Below are 17,323 nucleotides of genomic sequence, written 5' to 3'. Positions count from 1 at the left end.
AATGCTTATGATCTAATACTTTGAGATCATGGGATTGCGGGGTAATCTGGATGTAATCCCAAAAAAAGGAGAGCGATCGCTCTCCTTTTTTTGGATGCCTCTGCCGCTGGGTTATGCGTTGATGTGGGATGCAGAATCAGCGGGGGCTTTGCCATTGTTGGCATGGTTACCATTGCGGGGAGAAATCACCCCAAAACCGCCATGGTTCCGACTGTAGATCACATTAATTTCATTGCTTTCTTCATTGAGAAACACATAGAAGTCGTGATCCACCAATTGAAGCTGATGCAGGGCATTTTCAACGGACATGGGCGGCATCGCAAAGTACTTCATCCGCACCACTTCTGCCGGCAGTTCCGGAGCGCGATCGCCAATCAGGTCTTCTGTTAAAACCTGCTCATCAAGGCGCACTGCTGTTTTCGGCTGGGATTGAGTTTTATGCAGGTGCTTCTCTTTATACTTGCGAAGCTGCCGCGTGATCTTATCTGCAACAAGGTCAATGCTGGCATACAAATCGGCGCTATTTTCTTGCGCACGGATCACCGTCCCATTGGCATGAACCGTCACCTCTGCGGAGTGACTGTTACTAATGCGGGGATTACGCGCTACGGAAAGATGCACATCAATCGTAGTGGTGATACCTTGAAAATGTTTGACAGCTTTCTCCAGCTTTTGTTGCACATAATCACGAATCGAATCCGTAACAGTAATATTATTGCCCTGGATTAAAAGCTTCATATTTGAACTACTCCATTGTGTAGGATGGAAGTCGAACCAGTCTAGTAAATTAAATTTAAATATGGACTAGGTGGACGACAGTAAAAACTTATACAGGCGTTCCGATCAACAGTCGTGAAGTAACAGGATCATCCGAGGGGTTGTGATGTTTTGACCTCTTTTGCTGCTACTGTGCCAACGTTTAAGGATGAATGAGTGGAACGATGCTCATGAGAGGCTAACCTCATCATCACGATTGAACTCAACTTTGCAACCATGATTCAATATCCTTAAGGGTGACTCTGGCTTACTCCTTAATGATTGATCTCTATACTTTTACCCTAGCACTTTGTATTCTGGAGAACGTAACCTCTTGACTTCTCTTTACCATCCTTTGCATCCTGTGATAGTCCTTGACAAGATGCCGCTTCCATCTTCACGCTTATGACGGACTCGTTACCCGGTTGTTACCTCTACCTACTGGATTGTTGGGAGTATCCGACGGTTTGGCAGTGGCAGCGAGCGCTCCTCAAAGCCCGCTTAGATAATCCTGCCCTTGCCGATGTACTCCTCTTAGTCGAACATCCGCCGGTCTATACCCTCGGAACCGGCAGCACCTTAGACCATCTCAAGTTTGACCCAGCCCAAAGCCCTGCTGCTTTGCATCGCACCGAACGCGGCGGCGAAGTGACCTACCATTGTCCGGGGCAGTTGGTGGGCTATCCCATTGTGAATCTCTGTCGCCATCAGCCGGATCTCCATTGGTATTTGCGCCAATTGGAAGCGGTGATCATTCAAACCTTGGCCGCTTTTGGGGTACAGGGGGAGCGGGTTCCGGGGTTAACGGGGGTTTGGGTGGAGGGGGTGAAGGTGGCAGCAATCGGCATCAAGGTGAAGCGGTGGATCACGATGCATGGGTTTGCCCTCAATGTCTGCCCGGATTTAGCGGGGTTTGAGCAGATTGTGCCCTGTGGGATTCGCGATCGCGCCGTGGGATCATTGGTGCAGTTTGTGCCGGAGGTAACCATGGCGCAGGTACGGGCCCAGGTGATCCTCGCCTTTGAGCAGATTTTTCACTGTCGCCTTCTGCCCCAGGTGGGTTTACCGGTAGTCTGAAGCCCTTGGGGAGCGATCGGGGGAGTGACTATCGATTCATCTAGATCGATCGCGATCCGGCTGGATGGCGATCGCGGGGCCATACTTTCACAACATTTTCACAACTCGTATCTAAACTTAAGCCAACTTCGTTTTTGTTCAATAAACGGTGAGTTGTCACTATGACGGTTGATCACACTGCCCTGATCAAGGTTTACCAAATTCTCACTACGCTTCAGCAAAAAGCGGTCACGGGTCAACTTGTCCTGACAACTCGCCAGCAGCGATGCTGTGTCTATATCTATCAAGGGGCGATCGCCTACGCCATCCATCCTCAGCATCGGGTGCGACGCTGGCAACGGGCGATCAAAAAGCATCACTGTACGATGCCCAACATCCCCGTCACACCCAAAGAACCCTGGGAATACTACTACCTCCTCCAAGGGGTCACGGAACAGACCTTCAGTATTACTAAAGCACAGCGGATCATTGAGTCGATATTCTCTGAAATTCTGGTGGCGATGACCCTTGAATCCGAGGTGAATTGTCAATGGAAAGGGGGATGGGAAATGGAGAGCATTGCCCGTGCAGATGTGACGCTACCGATCGCAGCCCTCAAACCCATTTTCAATGAGGTTCGTGATGCCCAAGCGCAATGGCGCAGCATTGGCTTGACCCCCCTAGATCTCTACAGTGCGCCATCCTTGCTGATCGAACCGGAGCGAGAGGTCTCCCCTGGCGAAACGGTGCTCAAACTCCAGTCGATCTTCAACGGTCAGCGCACAATCTGGGATTTAATGGTCGTCCTCAAGCAGTCTTTTGCAGCGGTGACCCGCTTGTTAGACTATTACCTCAAGCAAGGGCTGATGAAATTTCATGCCCTCAACGACTGTAAAACCCCCGTCGCTCAAACCGCGATCGCCACCCAACGCGCTATTTCCCATCGTCCCCTCATCGTCTGCATTGATGACAGCCCCCAAACGTGCTATCAACTCGAACAAATTTTGACGAAATTAGGGTTTCGGAGCCTCTGCATTTCCGACCCGGTGCAAGCTCTGCCCAGCCTCATGCAACATCAACCGGATCTACTCCTGATTGACCTCGTGATGCCGGTGATGAACGGATACGAACTCTGTTCCCACTTGCGGCGGGTTCCTTCCCTGCAAAACGTGCCCGTGGTGTTGATGACAGGGAGCAAAAGCATTGTGGACTACGTGCGGGCGAAAATGGTGGGGGCCAATGAACTACTTTTAAAACCCCTCAAGACGGAAGGTGTACAGACCCTCACCCAAAAATATCTGCTGGCCAAGCCGATGGCGATCGCCCCCCTCAAACCAACACAACCGATCAACCCTTCCCTGGGGTTTACCTCCGCCTAGACCATTCACCACCATACCCGCCCTGAGGTAACTGACCTAACACTAATCTGCGATGCGTTGCTCCTGGGCCTTTTGGTAAACTTTGCCCCACTCTGACATGACTTGAGATTTCTTGAGGTTCAGATCGTTGGCAATTTTTTCGATGGGTTCGGACATTTTGAGCTTGGCAACTAGTTGCTGCTGTTGTGGGGTTAATTCGTCCCAAAACCGTTGCCATTGAGAGGACGTTAAACCGAGGTTATGGTCATGGATAGACACTTGCAGCCAATTGGCCACTAATTCCGGACGGCCTTTGAGGGCAAAAATTTTCACGGCATGGTAGCTGACTTTTTCCCGGAGTCGATAAATCTGTTTAACGGGAAGTTGCAGGTCTTGGGCGATCGCGTCTTGGGAATTGCCCTGTAAATAGAGCCGCAACCAATCCACCGCCAAGGGTTCGACATGCTCCCGCAAATAGTCTTCAAATTCCTGTTGCACCGCCTGGCGCGTCACCTGCTGCTCTTCCCATTCCTGCGCCGCTTGGTAATCGCTCACCGCTTCTGTATCAAACAGGCTGACGGAGGATTCCCCCTCATCGAGGCTGATTTCGTCGGAAATCATTTTGATCCGTTCGGCTTGGGGCACTTGGGTCATGCCCCCCCGTTGCGATCGCCGTAGATAATTGACAAACCGATACACCAGCAAGGGTTGGTTGCGGATCGGGCGCATGCAATATTCTTCGATGCTGGCCAACAGCAGGGCATTGCGTAGCGTTGGCTCCGGGGTGCATTGGGCAATAAACGCAATGGAGGTTTGCAGGTAGCGATCGCTGTTGAGCATTTCCTGAATCACCTCCTGCAACACATCCGCAACAGCACGATGGCGATCGCGACTCAGGGCAACCCACGTGCGGATTTTGTTGCGCACCACCATCAATGACCCCAAACGTTGAATCAGGTTTTGATACGCCTTTCCCGGACTTTTGTTTAAATATCGCTGACAGAGAATCCGATAGCGGTATTCCATCGATTGGGCCGTAATCCGTCGGTAGGTGGCATCTAGTTCTAACAGGCGATCCACATCATCACCCAGCAGCCACTGCACAATACTCTGACGTTTGGCCAGGCGCAGTGTCGGGTGTTCAGCCTCCAGATGCGATCGCCAATGATCCACCAAGCCCTCAACCCACTCTGTTGCCACTGTGTCCTGTGTCATGTCAAGATTATCAGTACTTATACTCATTTAACCTGCGAGATAATCACCAGCCCTCTCCCTAGATCTTAAATCACGGTCTTCAGACTGATTCAGACCGATTCAAACTGATCAGACTGATCAGACATTCTTTCCGGGTGTTCCCCTGCCGTCCGTGCTCTTCGCAAAATCATGGCGAGGCCTGCGATCGCCACCACTTCCCCCCAACCAAAACCCAGCAACCAATACAAGGAACGTCAAGAAAAACTTACGTTTAGCTTGACAGACTTCAACATAATAATTAACATCTAGCCCATATGAGTCACATTACTCATGCTCAAGTTCCATCGACCTAATCGCTAAATTGCATATCTTTAGGAATGTCGTAAAGTTGCAAGTCACGATTAGTTGGTATAACTAAAGCTCTCAAACACGTTAACCATCGTGTATTCCACGGCCATAGTGTGAGGAAAGTCAATGTCCAAGAATTTGAAAAAAGCCTTATTCGTTACGCCGGCTGCGCTCAGTGCAGCCCTGTTAGTTTCCGGTGATGCTCTGGCTCAAAGCTTCAGCAGCGAAACTTCTGCGAACGACCTGTTGCAGCAAATTGAAGCCTACAGCGCCGAAGGCACCAGTTCCATGGGCCAAGGCCTGACCGGTGCATCTCAATTCAGCGATGTTTCCCCCGGTGACTGGGCATTCCAAGCCCTCGATGACCTTGTGCGCCGCTACGACTGTCTCAAGGGGTATCCCAACGGCACCTACCGAGGCAACCGCGCTCTTTCCCGCTACGAATTTGCCGCCGGTTTAAATGCTTGTCTTCAACAAATCGAGCGTCTCATCGCGGAAACCACCGCCGATTTCGCCACGAAAGAAGACCTCGAAACCATGAGCCGCCTCATGGAAGAGTTTGAAGCTGAACTCGCCATGCTCGGTACTCGTGTCGATAACCTCGAATCCCGCGTTGCCTTCCTCGAAGATAACCAATTCTCCACCACCACCAAACTCGCCGGTCAAGTAGTCTGGACCCTTGGTGTACCCTGGGGCGGTACCGCTGGTTTACCCGTAAACGACGAACTGACCTTCAACTACCGCGCTCGGTTAGCCTTCGACACCAGCTTCACCGGGAAAGACCGCTTACGCACTCGCCTGGATACCAGCAATGCCGCTAATGGTTCTTTCTCTGGGGGCAACCTTGGCACCAGCAACGCGAACCTGAACATATACGGCAGTGAAAATAACGAAGTCAATGTTGACAAGGTGTGGTATCGCTTCCCTGCTAGCGATAAGCTCATGCTGCACGTGTTTGCACGAGGTGCCTTGATTGATGATGTGTTAGATGTGGGCAGCACCGCTCCCTACTCCTACGACGATGTACCCCTTGGCAATGCCTACAACACTGCCTTCCACGATACCCACGGGACTGGAACGGCTGGGGTTGGGGCAAACTACATGATCAATGACACCTTTGGCATTGACTTAGGGTTCTTCAGCTCCCAAGCAAACGATGCCTCTCGCGGGTTGTTTGCCGGCAATATTGCCCTGCCGATTCAGTTGAACGCAGACCTAGGTAAGTTGCAATTGGCTGTGGGTTATGCCCGCACCTTTTCGCCCGGTGATACGCGGGATGCTAATGGAGACATTAGCTCTACCATCGGGTTGAGTAGTGCTGGAACCAGTAAAGCGGCAAAACCCTTCCGGGATTCGACCGGTCTTGGACTCGCAACCTCAGCGAACCACTACCATCTCTCCGCTTCTTATGATGTGAGCGACAGCGTCAACGTCAGTGGTTGGATTGGCTACACCGAAGCGTTTGCTGAAGTGAGTGCACTGGCTACCGATGGCCTCACCGCTTTGGTGAACAAAGGTGAATCAGCAAATATCTGGAACTGGGCGTTCAACGTGTCCTTCCCCGACCTCTTCCAAGAAGCTGACGTGCTGCGCCTCGGCTTTGGTCAATTGCCCACCGCTGCTCGTGTTCAAGGTGCAACCCCTGATGACGATGCTTCCGCGTTGATGGCGAATATTGAATATCGCTTCGATGTGACCGACAACATTCAGTTGGCTCCGGCGTTCTACGCTGTCTTCAACCCTGAAGGTCGTAAAGTTAACGACACGATGTATGCCGCTGTGTTGCGGACGATCTTCAGCTTCTAAACTGAGGTATGACGCTCTCAGCAAGATTTTGAAGGATCAATAATATGTAAAGGGAACAGTCTCAACTGTTCCCTTTTTTGATGCTCAACAATTAGAGCCTTCTGGTCTACCAGCCCCAAGTGCCGCTGCCGCCTTTGAAGGGGCCAACGATATCAGAGGTGATCCAGCCGCCGTAGAAGTCGCCGGCTTGGGCTTGGGCTTTTTCGCCATCGACGTAGCAGGCTTCCATCCGGCTGGGATAGAGAGCGATCGCATCCCGAATGGCGTTAAAACTTTCGGTGGGTTCGGGGTATTGCCAAGCGACATTGGGCAAGACGGTATCACCGACGGTGATAGTGTAGTAGTTCGCCACGCCTTTCCATTCACACAACGAATGGCGATCTGTCAGGCTGAGATACTGCATCTGCACATCGGCGATGGGGATGTAGTAAACCGGGGGATGACTGGTTTCTAAGACGCGGATTGTGTTGCGGCTGTCGGCGATCGCCACACCGTTACAGACCACTTGAATATGTTTAGTGCTGGGTTGCGCGATCGCAGGGCGGGGATAGTCCCAGACTGATTCTTGGCCGGGTTGGGGTTCGATGCGTTGGGGACGAGGAGAAAACATCATTGATTCAGGAATAAACAGGATGAATTGAAAACAGCAGCGATCGCACTGGATCGCTGCTGTCTAGTGTAAAGACTTTAAGACGAGGCGTTAGGCAAAACGTCGCCGGAGAAGGGGCTGAATCAGCAGGAGTGCGATCGCATCAAACCCAAGCAACACCGCCACCATCACCGCAAAATTCATCTCACCCCACGGAGCCGCCATCACCCCACTCCCCAACGACCAATCGCTATTGAAATAGAGATACCGAATCGGCTCGATCGCGTAGGTGAGGGGATTCAGTGCCGCGATCCACTGGAGCCAGGGGGCCATGAATGATAGGGGGGCAAGGGCGGTACTGGCGAAGAGTAGGGGCAAGTTCGTCACGAAAATCACAGCGATTAGTTCGATGTGACCGGGCAGGGCAAAGGCGAGGCCTAAACTGAGTGCCGTTACCCCCAGAACGATTAAGAAAACGATCAGGGCGATCGCTCCCAACCCGAACAGGCTCGGCATCCCCGCACCGAGGAACGCACTGGCTACCACAATCACTGCCGTTTGCAAGAACGCGAGGCTAATGATGTAGATCGTCGAGGCCGCCACGATCGAGTAACGCGAAGACAAGGGCGCAACAAGCAACCGATTTAAAAAGCCAAATTCGCGGTCAAACATCACCGGCAGACCGGCATTCAACGCCCCGGAAAATGCCGTAAACACGATCACCCCCGGCGCGAGGAACTGCCCATAATTCACGTCCTCACCAAAGAGATTTTGGGGCGCATTGTAAAAGAGGGCTCCGAATAAGACCAACCACATCAACGGCTGAATCACCCCCGCCATTAGCGTGGAGGGGCGGCGTTGAAGTTGGATGAATAAACGTTTCGTGAGGGCGAGGGTTTCTTGGGTGAATTCAGCGATCGCGCTCGGTTCCGGTGCGTCTGCCGCAGTGGGTGCGAGGTTAAACGGGGTGGGTGAAACGGATTGACTCATAGTGAATTGCTCCAAAATGTGTAAGTCTTGATCGCGAGTCTGATGCTAGATCACAAGGGGCTTTAGCCCCTTGCCTGTGGAGGGTTAGGATGCTTTCATGGCCTGTTTTTTCTCTTTCTTGAGATCCCGTGAACTGGCGGCGGCCAATTCCGCATCCATCAGGGTGCGACCTGTTGCCGCGAGATAAACATCATCTAAACTGGGGCGCGATTGGGCGAGGCTAAAGGTGGGCAAGCCGATCTCGCTGAGGGTTTTTTCAATTTGGGTGAGGGGGTTGCAGTTGCGTTGCACGACCAAATTAAGGGAATTGCCTTGGGCCGTGTTGATGATCACGCTTTCCACAAAGGGTAAATCCTGCAAGGTCGCTTGGGCTTGGGCGGCTTCGGCATCGGTGGCAAATTCTCGAATCCGCAGGGTGACGCGATCGCCCCCGACGCGATCCTTTAACGCCGAGGCCGTCCCCTCCGCCAACACCTTCCCGCCGTCAATGATCGCCAACCGATCGGCCAACGCATCAATTTCTTCGAGGTAATGGCTCGTCATCAGCACCGTTGTCCCGGCATCTCGTAGTTGGCGCAAAAACTCCCACACAATGAAGCGGCTTTCAATATCTAAGCCCACCGTCGGCTCATCTAAGACTAACAACTCAGGCCGATGGAGTAAGCCTGCTGCTAAATCCAAGCGACGGCGCAACCCCCCAGAATAGGTCCCCGTTTTTTGATCGGCGTAGGCGCTGAGATCAAGCAGTTCGATCAGTTGGTTGATCCGCTCTTTGGCGGTGGCCTTGGGAAGATGATAGAGGGCGGCTTGCAGTTCGAGCAGTTCGCGCCCGGTGAGCACTTTATCAAGGGCCACTTCTTGGGCGACATAGCCTAAGCGCCGTCGGGTTTGGCGGGGTTGGTCAATGGCGGAGACCCCACACACTTCAATCCGTCCAGAGTCGGGTTTAGCTAGGGTGCAGAGGCAGCGAATGGTGGTGGTTTTGCCCGCACCGTTGGGGCCGAGGAGTCCGAAAATTTCCCCCCGCTCGACGGTGAATGAGATATCTTTAACCGCCTCGGTGTCGCCGTAGCGTTTTTTGAGATGGTCGATGACAACAGCAGCAGTCATAGCTTCACGAGTGACAGGGTTTTCATGTCTTTTTATTCTAAAACGTTACGGATTTTGAAGACGGCGGGGGTGCGATCGCACCTAATGCATCAGGGCCTGCTTGAGCCGTTGGGGATCGCCTTGATCCACAATTCGCCCTTGTTGCAGCAACACCGCCCCATCGCAATAGTCCAACTCATTGAGGCGATGGGTAACCCATAGGGCGGTTAAGCCCCGATTTTTCACCAGTTGCCGCACCTGCTGCACCAATTCGATTTGCGTATCGGGGTCCAGGAGGGCGGTGGGTTCATCGAGAATTAGCACTTCGCAATGGCGGGCGATCGCGCCCGCGATCGCAATCCGCTGCTTTTGCCCTCCACTGAGGGCATAGATCGGACGGCGTTGAAACTCTAATAAATTCACCGCCGCCAAGGCCTCCCGCACCCGCGTCACCACCTCCGCCTCCGACAGGCGTTCACTGACCAAACCAAAGGCTACATCTGCCCCCACCGTCGGCATCACCAACTGATGATCGGGGTTTTGAAACACAAAGCCCACGGGCTGCTGTACGGCGATCGCTCCCATTTGGGGGGTTAAAAGGCCAGCCAGGAGCTTCAGCAGCGTAGACTTACCGCTGCCGTTCGTTCCCAATAACATCCAAAATTCACCGCGAGGAATGCTCAAGGAACAATCCTGCAAGATGGGATGGTGCGATCGCCAGCCAAAATTGACCTGATTAACTGCGATCGCTGGCCCTTGTCCCGTTGAGGTGACCTCCCTCAACTGCCTTCACTCCCAATGCCCAAAAAGCCCGTCACCCGACCCGTTGATCCGGCCGTCTTTTCTGCCACCACCACAGCACTCACTTGGTCGCTCATAATCGTCACCAACTTATCCGGTTGCTTCTCACAGGACAATTCAATCGGATAGGGCGGGTTCGCTTGCATCGCTTCGCGAATCTGGTGATAAACCCCATGGGCTGCGTCTTTTTCTTTGCGTTGCACGGCAACAGGGATCGGCGAATACTTCAAAATTACGTCAATGCTGAACATGAAAAAAATGGGGATACTACAGGCTTACCAGAACCATTATCGAACATGGCGGGAATCTTGGTTCCCACGAGTCGATTCCCAGCTTGCCCTGAACCCTCTGCACCCCTTAGGATCAACACCGTCCATTCTCAAACACGACCTGATCGATGTGATCCCCAATATCTTAAGGTTTTGTTTAATTCTGAGAATAGCCGTGCAAAAAACGGATGATTTATTATAATTAAATGAAGAAACGTAAATTTTCTTGATTCTAGGTGCAGATATACTCTGTGCTGCCCTTATTACATTTTCTCAACGTTCTCCCCTAGGGGGAACTTGTCTGTTTACTTTTCGGAGATTTTAATCGAATGACCATAGCTGTTGGAAGAACACAAGAGCGAGGCTGGTTTGACTCAGTCGATGACTGGCTCAAACGCGATCGCTTCGTCTTCATCGGATGGTCTGGTTTGCTGCTGTTCCCCTGCGCCTACATGGCCCTGGGCGGCTGGCTGACCGGCACCACCTTCGTCACCTCCTGGTACACCCACGGACTGGCATCGAGCTACCTCGAAGGCTGCAACTTCATCACCGTCGCCGTGTCATCGCCCGCCGATGCCTTCGGTCACTCCCTGCTGTTCCTCTGGGGACCCGAAGCCCAGTGGAGCCTCACCCGTTGGTTCCAAATCGGCGGACTGTGGCCCTTCGTGGCGCTCCACGGCGCATTTGGGCTGATCGGCTTCATGCTGCGTCAGTTTGAAATTGCACGCCTCGTGGGGATTCGTCCCTACAATGCGATCGCCTTCAGTGGTCCGATCGCCGTATTCGTCAGCGTCTTCTTGATGTACCCCTTAGGACAATCCAGTTGGTTCTTCGCCCCCAGTTTCGGGGTTGCGGGGATTTTCCGGTTCATCCTGTTCCTGCAAGGGTTCCACAACTGGACGTTAAACCCCTTCCACATGATGGGAGTTGCCGGGATTCTGGGGGGTGCATTACTCTGCGCCATCCACGGAGCCACGGTAGAAAACACCCTCTTTGAAGACAGCGACCAAGCGAACACCTTCCGCGCCTTCACCCCGACCCAATCGGAAGAAACCTACAGCATGGTAACCGCCAACCGATTCTGGAGCCAAATCTTCGGAATTGCGTTTTCTAACAAACGGTGGTTGCACTTCTTCATGCTGTTTGTCCCCGTCACGGGCCTGTGGATGAGTTCCATTGGCATCGTTGGCCTCGCCTTAAACCTGCGGGCGTATGATTTCGTCTCCCAAGAAATCCGCGCCGCCGAAGACCCTGAATTTGAGACGTTCTACACCAAGAACATTCTGCTCAACGAAGGGATGCGGGCCTGGATGGCTCCGCAAGATCAACCCCACGAACGCTTCATCTTCCCTGAAGAAGTGCTGCCTCGCGGTAACGCTCTCTAGAGTGTCCTGGGCTTGTGGAATAGATTAATTTTCAACCCATCCAACCTGAGATAAGTGAAAGCGGATAGAGTGTCATTCTCTATCCGCTTTCTCGTGTTTGGCAATAGAAAGCACAGATAGGTTGAGAGAAGGAGAGATCACGAGATTAATCGCACGACCCCCTTCCCAAACTAAAAATTTGTGCTACCTTATCCATAAGTTCATTTTGAAACTAACCCTAACAGGATTTAAGGAGGTGATGCCCATGAGTGATAGTAGTAAATGCATGGGTCTTCACGCTGAAAATCATCGGCTGTGCGCTGGGGCTGTTCTCTAGTCATTGATAGCACGGTCTATCAATCCCAGAGTTCCTTCCAGCAGTCAGAATGACAGCATACGAAGACCCTCTAGACCGCTCCCACAATTGATATGTTTCCTGGAAGCATACGCCCTGTGGGAGCGGATAGTATTTGGCGTAGTTTTTGAGTAAATATCCTATGGCATCGTTATTACATAGTGCAGCAATCACAGAGCACCTGAAGACGCTTCCCGATTGGCAACAGGTTGAAAATACGATCCAAAGAACGTTTGTGTTTCAAGACTTTGTAACTGCGATTGATTTTGTCAATCGTCTGGTTGAACCGGCGGAGTCAGCGGGACATCACCCGGATCTCAGTATTTCTTATAATAAAGTGACGGTCAGTCTCTCGACCCATGATGCGGGTGGGTTGACTGAAAAAGACTTTAGTCTGGCGGCGGCGATCGCATCCTTAGTCTAGGTATAATCAACCCAGATTGTGATGGGAGATCTAGGCGTTGCGCCGACTCGATCCGTTTGTCACATTGATCGCAATCCCATCGGCCAATTGACGGCAATTGCCCAGCATCCCGCGAAACAGTAGCAAACCCGATCTATTCCAGTTACAATAAATGGCGTAATCTTGTCCGACAGTTGGGCAAGATGTAGTAGTCTAACAAAGCGCAGTAGTGAATCTATCTGCATACTGCGTAGCTCGACTGAAGGTGTGAGGACAGAAAATACCATGGCAAACTTTTTTCGGACATTGAACCGCGTCAGCCCGGCATTCTTGGGCTTAGCGATCGCCCTCTCAACAGCCACCGGTGCTGTTGCTCAAACGGTTTCCAACGACGAAGTCTTGGATCAGATCAACCAATACGGCACGGAAGACACCAACGGCAGTATGGGCCAAGGTGTACCCGGTGCGGCGCAATTTACCGATGTGTCTCCTAACGACTGGGCCTACCAAGCCTTAGATGACCTTGTGCGCCGTTACGACTGCTTGAAAGGGTATCCCAACGGAACCTATCGTGGTGGTCGCGCCCTGAGCCGTTACGAATTTGCAGCGGGTTTAAATGCCTGTTTACAACAAATTGAGCGTTTGATTGCCGCTTCGACGGCTGATTTTGTCACCCGTTCGGATCTAGAAGCCCTGCAACGCCTCATCCAAGAATTTGAAGCTGAGTTGGCTACCCTCGGCACCCGCGTTGATGCCCTCGAAGGTCGTGTGGCGTTCCTCGAAGATCACCAATTCTCCACCACCACCAAATTAGCGGGTGAAGTGATCTTTGCCGCCACCAGTGACTTCAGTGATGGCACTGGCACGGCTTCTGGCGTGACGAATAGCCTCAGTGATGCGGTGTTTGGTAATCGCGTTCGCCTCGAACTCAACACCAGCTTCACCGGCGAAGACCGCTTAGTCACCCGCCTCGCCACCGGTAACCTCGCCATTCTGCCTACGATTGGTGCCACCACTGGCTTTGAAGGAACCCAAACCTTTAACCTCAATGGTGATTCCACCAACAGCAACAGCGTCAATGTGGATTGGTTGGCGTATTACTTCCCCTTCGGCAACTCCCAAGCCTACGTTGCTGCCACGGGCGGGATCTGGAGTGACTTTGCTCCCACCCTCAACCCCTACTTTGAAGACTACGACGGCGGCAATGGTGCGCTGTCTACCTTCGCCTCTGAAAACCCGATCTACCGAATTGGTGGCGGCACAGGTGCAGCCCTAAGCTTTGGTTTCACCCCCATCGAAAGCATCCTCGGCCCCAGTACCGTGACCTTGGGTTACTTCGCCGGGAATGCTTCTGATCCTTCTGAAGGTGCAATCAACAGCGACTACGCCATGCTCGGTCAGTTGAACGCGAACGTGAGCGATCGCTTCGGCCTTGGTCTCACCTTCGTTCACGCTTACCACACCAACGAAGGTACAAATAGCACCAACTCCATCTTTGGTGCAGGCGCGTCTCCCAACTCTGGCGTTGTGGGCACAAGCCTAGCCAATAACCCCTCTAGCCTCTTCAATGGCACTCTTGGTCCTGAGGTAACTAGCCGGGGTACCGTCAGCAACTCCTTCGGGGCTGAAATGGCCTTCCGTCCGAGCGACAGCATCTCCGTTAGCGGTTTTGCGACCCTCACCCAAGCGCGGTTGATCAGCCGGGGTGATGCCGAAATCTGGACCTTCGGCGGTGGGATTGCCTTCCCTGACCTCGGTAAAGAAGGCAGCGTCCTCGGTATCTTCGGGGGTGCTCAACCCACTCTGCGGGGCATTGAAGGTGTCAACGTGAATAACGCTGACTTTGATAAGGACTTCTCCTGGCACATCGAGGCCTTCTACAAGTATCAACTCAGCGACAACATCAGCATCACCCCTGGTGTCATCTGGCTCACCGATCCGAACCAAGGTGCAGGGGACAGCAGCGATGCCGTCATCGGTACGCTCCGGACGACGTTCTCGTTCTAAATTTCTGACCCTCATTGAATGAGTTGATTGAAAAAAAGTGGATTGAGTTATCTCAGTCCACTTTTTTTTCGCTATCTTGACCGAGACACAACACAAGCTCAAGACAAGAAAGCGTTAGCCCCTGCTCATCATCAATTCACCGGGCTTGAAGCTGTACAGACAAGGCCATATAGCAAGGAGAGATTAGGTTAGGACGTTCAAGTAACGCACCCTGAGCTTGTCGAAGGGTAAGCGGGCTTCGACAAGCTCAGCCCTCGGCTATAAATGTCCTAAATAGCAACATCACTGCTATAACATTCAAGATTTGCTAAGTACCGTGAATCCTGCAAACCCCAGTGGGGAATAGGGGTATACTGGACAGAACGCCCCAACTCCTTAAACTGTCGTGGAACTTTCCTGTCGCACTGAATATGCTCTGCTCGCGTTATTGGAACTAGCGGGTCACTATCCACAACAAGAACCCTTACAAATCAAACAAATTGCCGCTCAACAACAGATCCCAGAGCGTTATCTTGAGCAATTATTAGCCACTCTTCGGCGGGGTGGGTTTGTTCAAAGTCAGCGCGGGGCAAAGGGTGGCTATTTATTGATTCAAGAGCCGTGGAAAATCACGCTATTTGATGTGGTGAATTGCCTGGACGGTACCGAGCATCAGAAAAAAGAGCCGCTGGTGGAGACGGTGGAAAGTGCCGTGGTTGAGGAGATTTGGCAGGATGTCTGTGGGAGTGTGCGTGAGGTGTTGAAACGCTACACATTACAAGATTTATCAGACAAACGTGACTCGCGACGACAGATGAATATCATGTACTATATTTAATGCCCCAATGGGAGGGAATCATGCAGATTGCAAACAATATGACTGAGTTAGTGGGGCGGACACCCCTCGTGCGTTTGAACCGTATTCCTCAGGCGGAAGGCTGTGTCGCGGATATTGTGGTCAAGCTTGAAGGCATGAATCCGGCGGCCTCGGTGAAGGATCGGATTGGGGTCAATATGATCAATGCGGCGGAAGCGGCGGGGGAGATTGAACCAGGCAAGACGATTTTAGTAGAACCCACGTCGGGAAATACTGGGATTGCGCTGGCGATGGCGGCGGCGGCGAAGGGGTATCAGTTGATTTTGACGATGCCGGAAACGATGAGTAATGAGCGTCGGGCGATGTTGCGGGCCTATGGGGCAACGTTGGAGCTAACGCCGGGCACGGGGGGAATGAGTGCCTGTATTCGGCGGGCGCAGCAGATTATGGAAACGACACCCAATGCTTATATGTTGCAGCAGTTCCGCAATGATGCGAATCCGGATATTCATCGGCGCACGACGGCGGAGGAGATTTGGCAGGATACGGAGGGCCAGATTGATTTCTTGATTGCGGGTGTGGGTACGGGGGGAACGATTACGGGGGTTGCGGAGGTGATGAAGCAGCGCAAGCCTGAGTTTAAGGCGATCGCTGTCGAACCCACGGGCAGCCCGGTCCTTTCAGGTGGGAATCCTGGCCCCCACAAAATCCAAGGGATTGGGGCGGGGTTTGTGCCGGAGGTGCTGAAGGTAGAACTGATTGATGAGGTGGTGACGGTGAGCGATGATCAGGCGATCGCTTACGGCCGACGACTAGCAAGGGAAGAGGGGATTCTCTCCGGAATCTCGACGGGGGCGGCGCTCTGTGCTGCGATCGCGATCGGGAAACGCCCGGAAAACAAAGGCAAGCTGATCGTTATGATTCAACCGAGCTTTGGAGAGCGTTACCTCAGCACGCCCCTGTTTCAAGACCTCGATACCCCTGAAGTCGCTCTCGTGGGCGCGAATTAACGATTAATTGCGGGCAAGGTGGCTTTGTCCCCTTGCCTGCTTGGGTTTAGGACGTGCTAATCCTCGAAAATCGCCGCATTTTTGCCACTACTGCACCGTAGACATCACTGATCGCATCACCCCTTTGGCGCGGGGGTATTCCTGCATCAAGCGGCGTACCTCTTCCGCATGGTAAGAACTGCGGGTCAACGGCGACGACACCACCTGTAAAAATCCCAGATCCTCCCCGTACTCTCGCCAAGCGTCAAACTGTGCTGGCGTGATAAATTCTTCAACCCCCAGATGTTTTTGCGAGGGTTGGAGGTATTGACCAATGGTGAGAATATCGCAATCCACCGATCGCAGATCGCGCATTGTGGCACGGACTTCCTCGTCTGTTTCCCCTAGCCCCACCATGATCCCCGACTTGGTATACGTCCAGGGGGCAAGCTCACGGGTGCGGCGCAGGAGTTCGAGCGATCGCCCATAGTCCCCTTGGGGGCGAGTGCGGCGATAGAGGCGGGGAATAGTTTCCGTATTGTGGTTCAACACTTCCGGCTCGGCCGCGAGGATGGCCTGTAATGCGTCCCAATTGCCACAGAGATCGGGAATGAGCACTTCAATCGTCGTCTGGGGCGAAATTTTGCGCACCTCTGCAATGCAGCGTTGAAACTGGGACGCGCCGCCATCGGGTAGATCATCGCGGTTTACCGAGGTGATCACCACATGATTGAGCTTGAGTCGGCCGACGGCTTCCCCTAAGCGAATCGGTTCGGTGGGATCGAGGGCTTGGGGCTTTTTCTCAAAATCAATATCGCAGTAGGGGCAGGCACGGGTACAGGCGGGGCCCATGATTAAAAAGGTGGCGGTTCCAGCGTGGAAACATTCGCCAATATTCGGGCAGGACGCTTCCTCACAAACCGTATTGAGGTCAAGATCGCGCAGAATCTCTGTCACACTGCCGATCCGTTCCCGTTGCGGTGCTTTAACTCGTAACCATTCTGGCTTGACTACCACGCGCTTTACCTGTTGTTGACTAACGATGATGTACTGTTTATCCTACCAAATTGCCACAGGCCAGACCGTCGGAATTTGACCTCCAAATCCCGACACAACCCCAACACATCGCCGTTGTAGGTGCTGAGCTTCTAAG

16 protein-coding genes are annotated in these 17,323 nt (G+C 52.8%); 8 read left to right on the top strand and 8 right to left on the bottom strand.

The features are described 5' to 3' along the window. Positions 1-111: 111 nt before the first annotated feature. A complete protein-coding gene (gene hpf, locus SPI6313_RS13125; protein WP_072621411.1) occupies positions 112-738 on the bottom strand; it encodes a ribosome hibernation-promoting factor, HPF/YfiA family in 627 nt (208 codons plus the stop codon). 423 nt (positions 739-1,161) lie between these two features. Here hpf and lipB point away from each other — a divergent pair, with 423 nt between their 5' ends. Together lipB and SPI6313_RS13115 are read left to right on the top strand one after the other, a co-directional pair. Next, positions 1,162-1,833 carry a lipoyl(octanoyl) transferase LipB gene (lipB, locus tag SPI6313_RS13120; protein ID WP_072621410.1) on the top strand — a complete coding sequence of 224 codons (672 nt, stop codon included), beginning with the start codon at positions 1,162-1,164 and terminating at the stop codon, positions 1,831-1,833. Positions 1,834-1,994: 161 nt separating this feature from the next. Further along, on the top strand, positions 1,995-3,191 hold the full coding sequence (locus SPI6313_RS13115) for a response regulator (RefSeq protein WP_072621409.1): 1,197 nt from the start codon (positions 1,995-1,997) through the stop codon (positions 3,189-3,191). A gap of 42 nt (positions 3,192-3,233) precedes the next feature. On the opposite strand, the gene SPI6313_RS13110 is transcribed toward SPI6313_RS13115, so the two are convergent. Continuing rightward, entirely contained in the window at positions 3,234-4,385 is a 1,152-nt protein-coding gene (locus SPI6313_RS13110; RefSeq protein ID WP_072621408.1) for a HetZ-related protein 2, read from the bottom strand. Between the two features lie 615 nt (positions 4,386-5,000). On the opposite strand from SPI6313_RS13110, the gene SPI6313_RS13105 reads away from it, so the two are divergent. Next, the gene (locus SPI6313_RS13105) at positions 5,001-6,518 is read left to right on the top strand and encodes an iron uptake porin (RefSeq protein WP_245788766.1); all 1,518 of its coding nucleotides are present in this window, start codon (positions 5,001-5,003) and stop codon (positions 6,516-6,518) included. A 106-nt stretch (positions 6,519-6,624) separates the two neighbouring features. Here SPI6313_RS13105 and SPI6313_RS13100 read toward each other — a convergent pair whose 3' ends face one another. The 5 genes from SPI6313_RS13100 to SPI6313_RS13080 form a co-directional block, all read right to left on the bottom strand. Then, positions 6,625-7,128 (bottom strand): DUF427 domain-containing protein, encoded by a 504-nt coding sequence (locus tag SPI6313_RS13100; RefSeq protein WP_139276764.1) that lies wholly within the window; start codon positions 7,126-7,128, stop codon positions 6,625-6,627. 90 nt (positions 7,129-7,218) lie between these two features. Further along, positions 7,219-8,097, bottom strand: a complete 879-nt coding sequence (locus SPI6313_RS13095) for an ABC transporter permease (RefSeq protein WP_072621405.1) — start codon at positions 8,095-8,097, stop codon at positions 7,219-7,221. Positions 8,098-8,181: 84 nt separating this feature from the next. Further along, a complete protein-coding gene (locus SPI6313_RS13090; protein WP_072621404.1) occupies positions 8,182-9,207 on the bottom strand; it encodes an ABC transporter ATP-binding protein in 1,026 nt (341 codons plus the stop codon). A gap of 81 nt (positions 9,208-9,288) precedes the next feature. Continuing rightward, entirely contained in the window at positions 9,289-9,969 is a 681-nt protein-coding gene (locus tag SPI6313_RS13085) for an energy-coupling factor ABC transporter ATP-binding protein (protein ID WP_072621403.1), read from the bottom strand. Further along, positions 9,966-10,238 (bottom strand): UPF0367 protein family, encoded by a 273-nt coding sequence (locus SPI6313_RS13080; protein ID WP_072621402.1) that lies wholly within the window; start codon positions 10,236-10,238, stop codon positions 9,966-9,968. The genes SPI6313_RS13085 and SPI6313_RS13080 overlap by 4 nt, the downstream gene beginning before the upstream one ends. 347 nt (positions 10,239-10,585) lie before the next feature. Here SPI6313_RS13080 and psbD point away from each other — a divergent pair, with 347 nt between their 5' ends. The 5 genes from psbD (at position 10,586) to cysK (ending at position 16,191) form a co-directional block, all read left to right on the top strand. Beyond that, positions 10,586-11,641, top strand: coding sequence for a photosystem II D2 protein (photosystem q(a) protein) (gene psbD / locus SPI6313_RS13070; protein WP_072621327.1), 1,056 nt, complete (start codon positions 10,586-10,588; stop codon positions 11,639-11,641). A gap of 476 nt (positions 11,642-12,117) precedes the next feature. Further along, positions 12,118-12,399, top strand: coding sequence for a 4a-hydroxytetrahydrobiopterin dehydratase (locus SPI6313_RS13065; RefSeq protein WP_072621400.1), 282 nt, complete (start codon positions 12,118-12,120; stop codon positions 12,397-12,399). A gap of 264 nt (positions 12,400-12,663) precedes the next feature. Continuing rightward, positions 12,664-14,385 carry an iron uptake porin gene (locus SPI6313_RS13060; protein ID WP_072621399.1) on the top strand — a complete coding sequence of 574 codons (1,722 nt, stop codon included), beginning with the start codon at positions 12,664-12,666 and terminating at the stop codon, positions 14,383-14,385. A gap of 385 nt (positions 14,386-14,770) precedes the next feature. Beyond that, positions 14,771-15,202 carry an RrF2 family transcriptional regulator gene (locus SPI6313_RS13055; RefSeq protein WP_072621398.1) on the top strand — a complete coding sequence of 144 codons (432 nt, stop codon included), beginning with the start codon at positions 14,771-14,773 and terminating at the stop codon, positions 15,200-15,202. A 20-nt stretch (positions 15,203-15,222) separates the two neighbouring features. Then, the gene (cysK, locus tag SPI6313_RS13050) at positions 15,223-16,191 is read left to right on the top strand and encodes a cysteine synthase A (RefSeq protein ID WP_072623126.1); all 969 of its coding nucleotides are present in this window, start codon (positions 15,223-15,225) and stop codon (positions 16,189-16,191) included. Positions 16,192-16,278: 87 nt separating this feature from the next. Here the strand turns inward: cysK and lipA are convergent, their stop codons facing one another. Next, positions 16,279-17,214 (bottom strand): lipoyl synthase, encoded by a 936-nt coding sequence (lipA, locus tag SPI6313_RS13045; protein ID WP_072621397.1) that lies wholly within the window; start codon positions 17,212-17,214, stop codon positions 16,279-16,281. Positions 17,215-17,323 lie beyond the last annotated feature (109 nt).

Origin of the sequence: Spirulina major PCC 6313, from assembly GCF_001890765.1 — a bacterium.
Taxonomy (GTDB): domain Bacteria; phylum Cyanobacteriota; class Cyanobacteriia; order Cyanobacteriales; family Spirulinaceae; genus Spirulina; species Spirulina major.
Note: the sequence above shows the minus strand (reverse complement) of the source record. Positions and strands in the feature narration are given on the sequence as shown.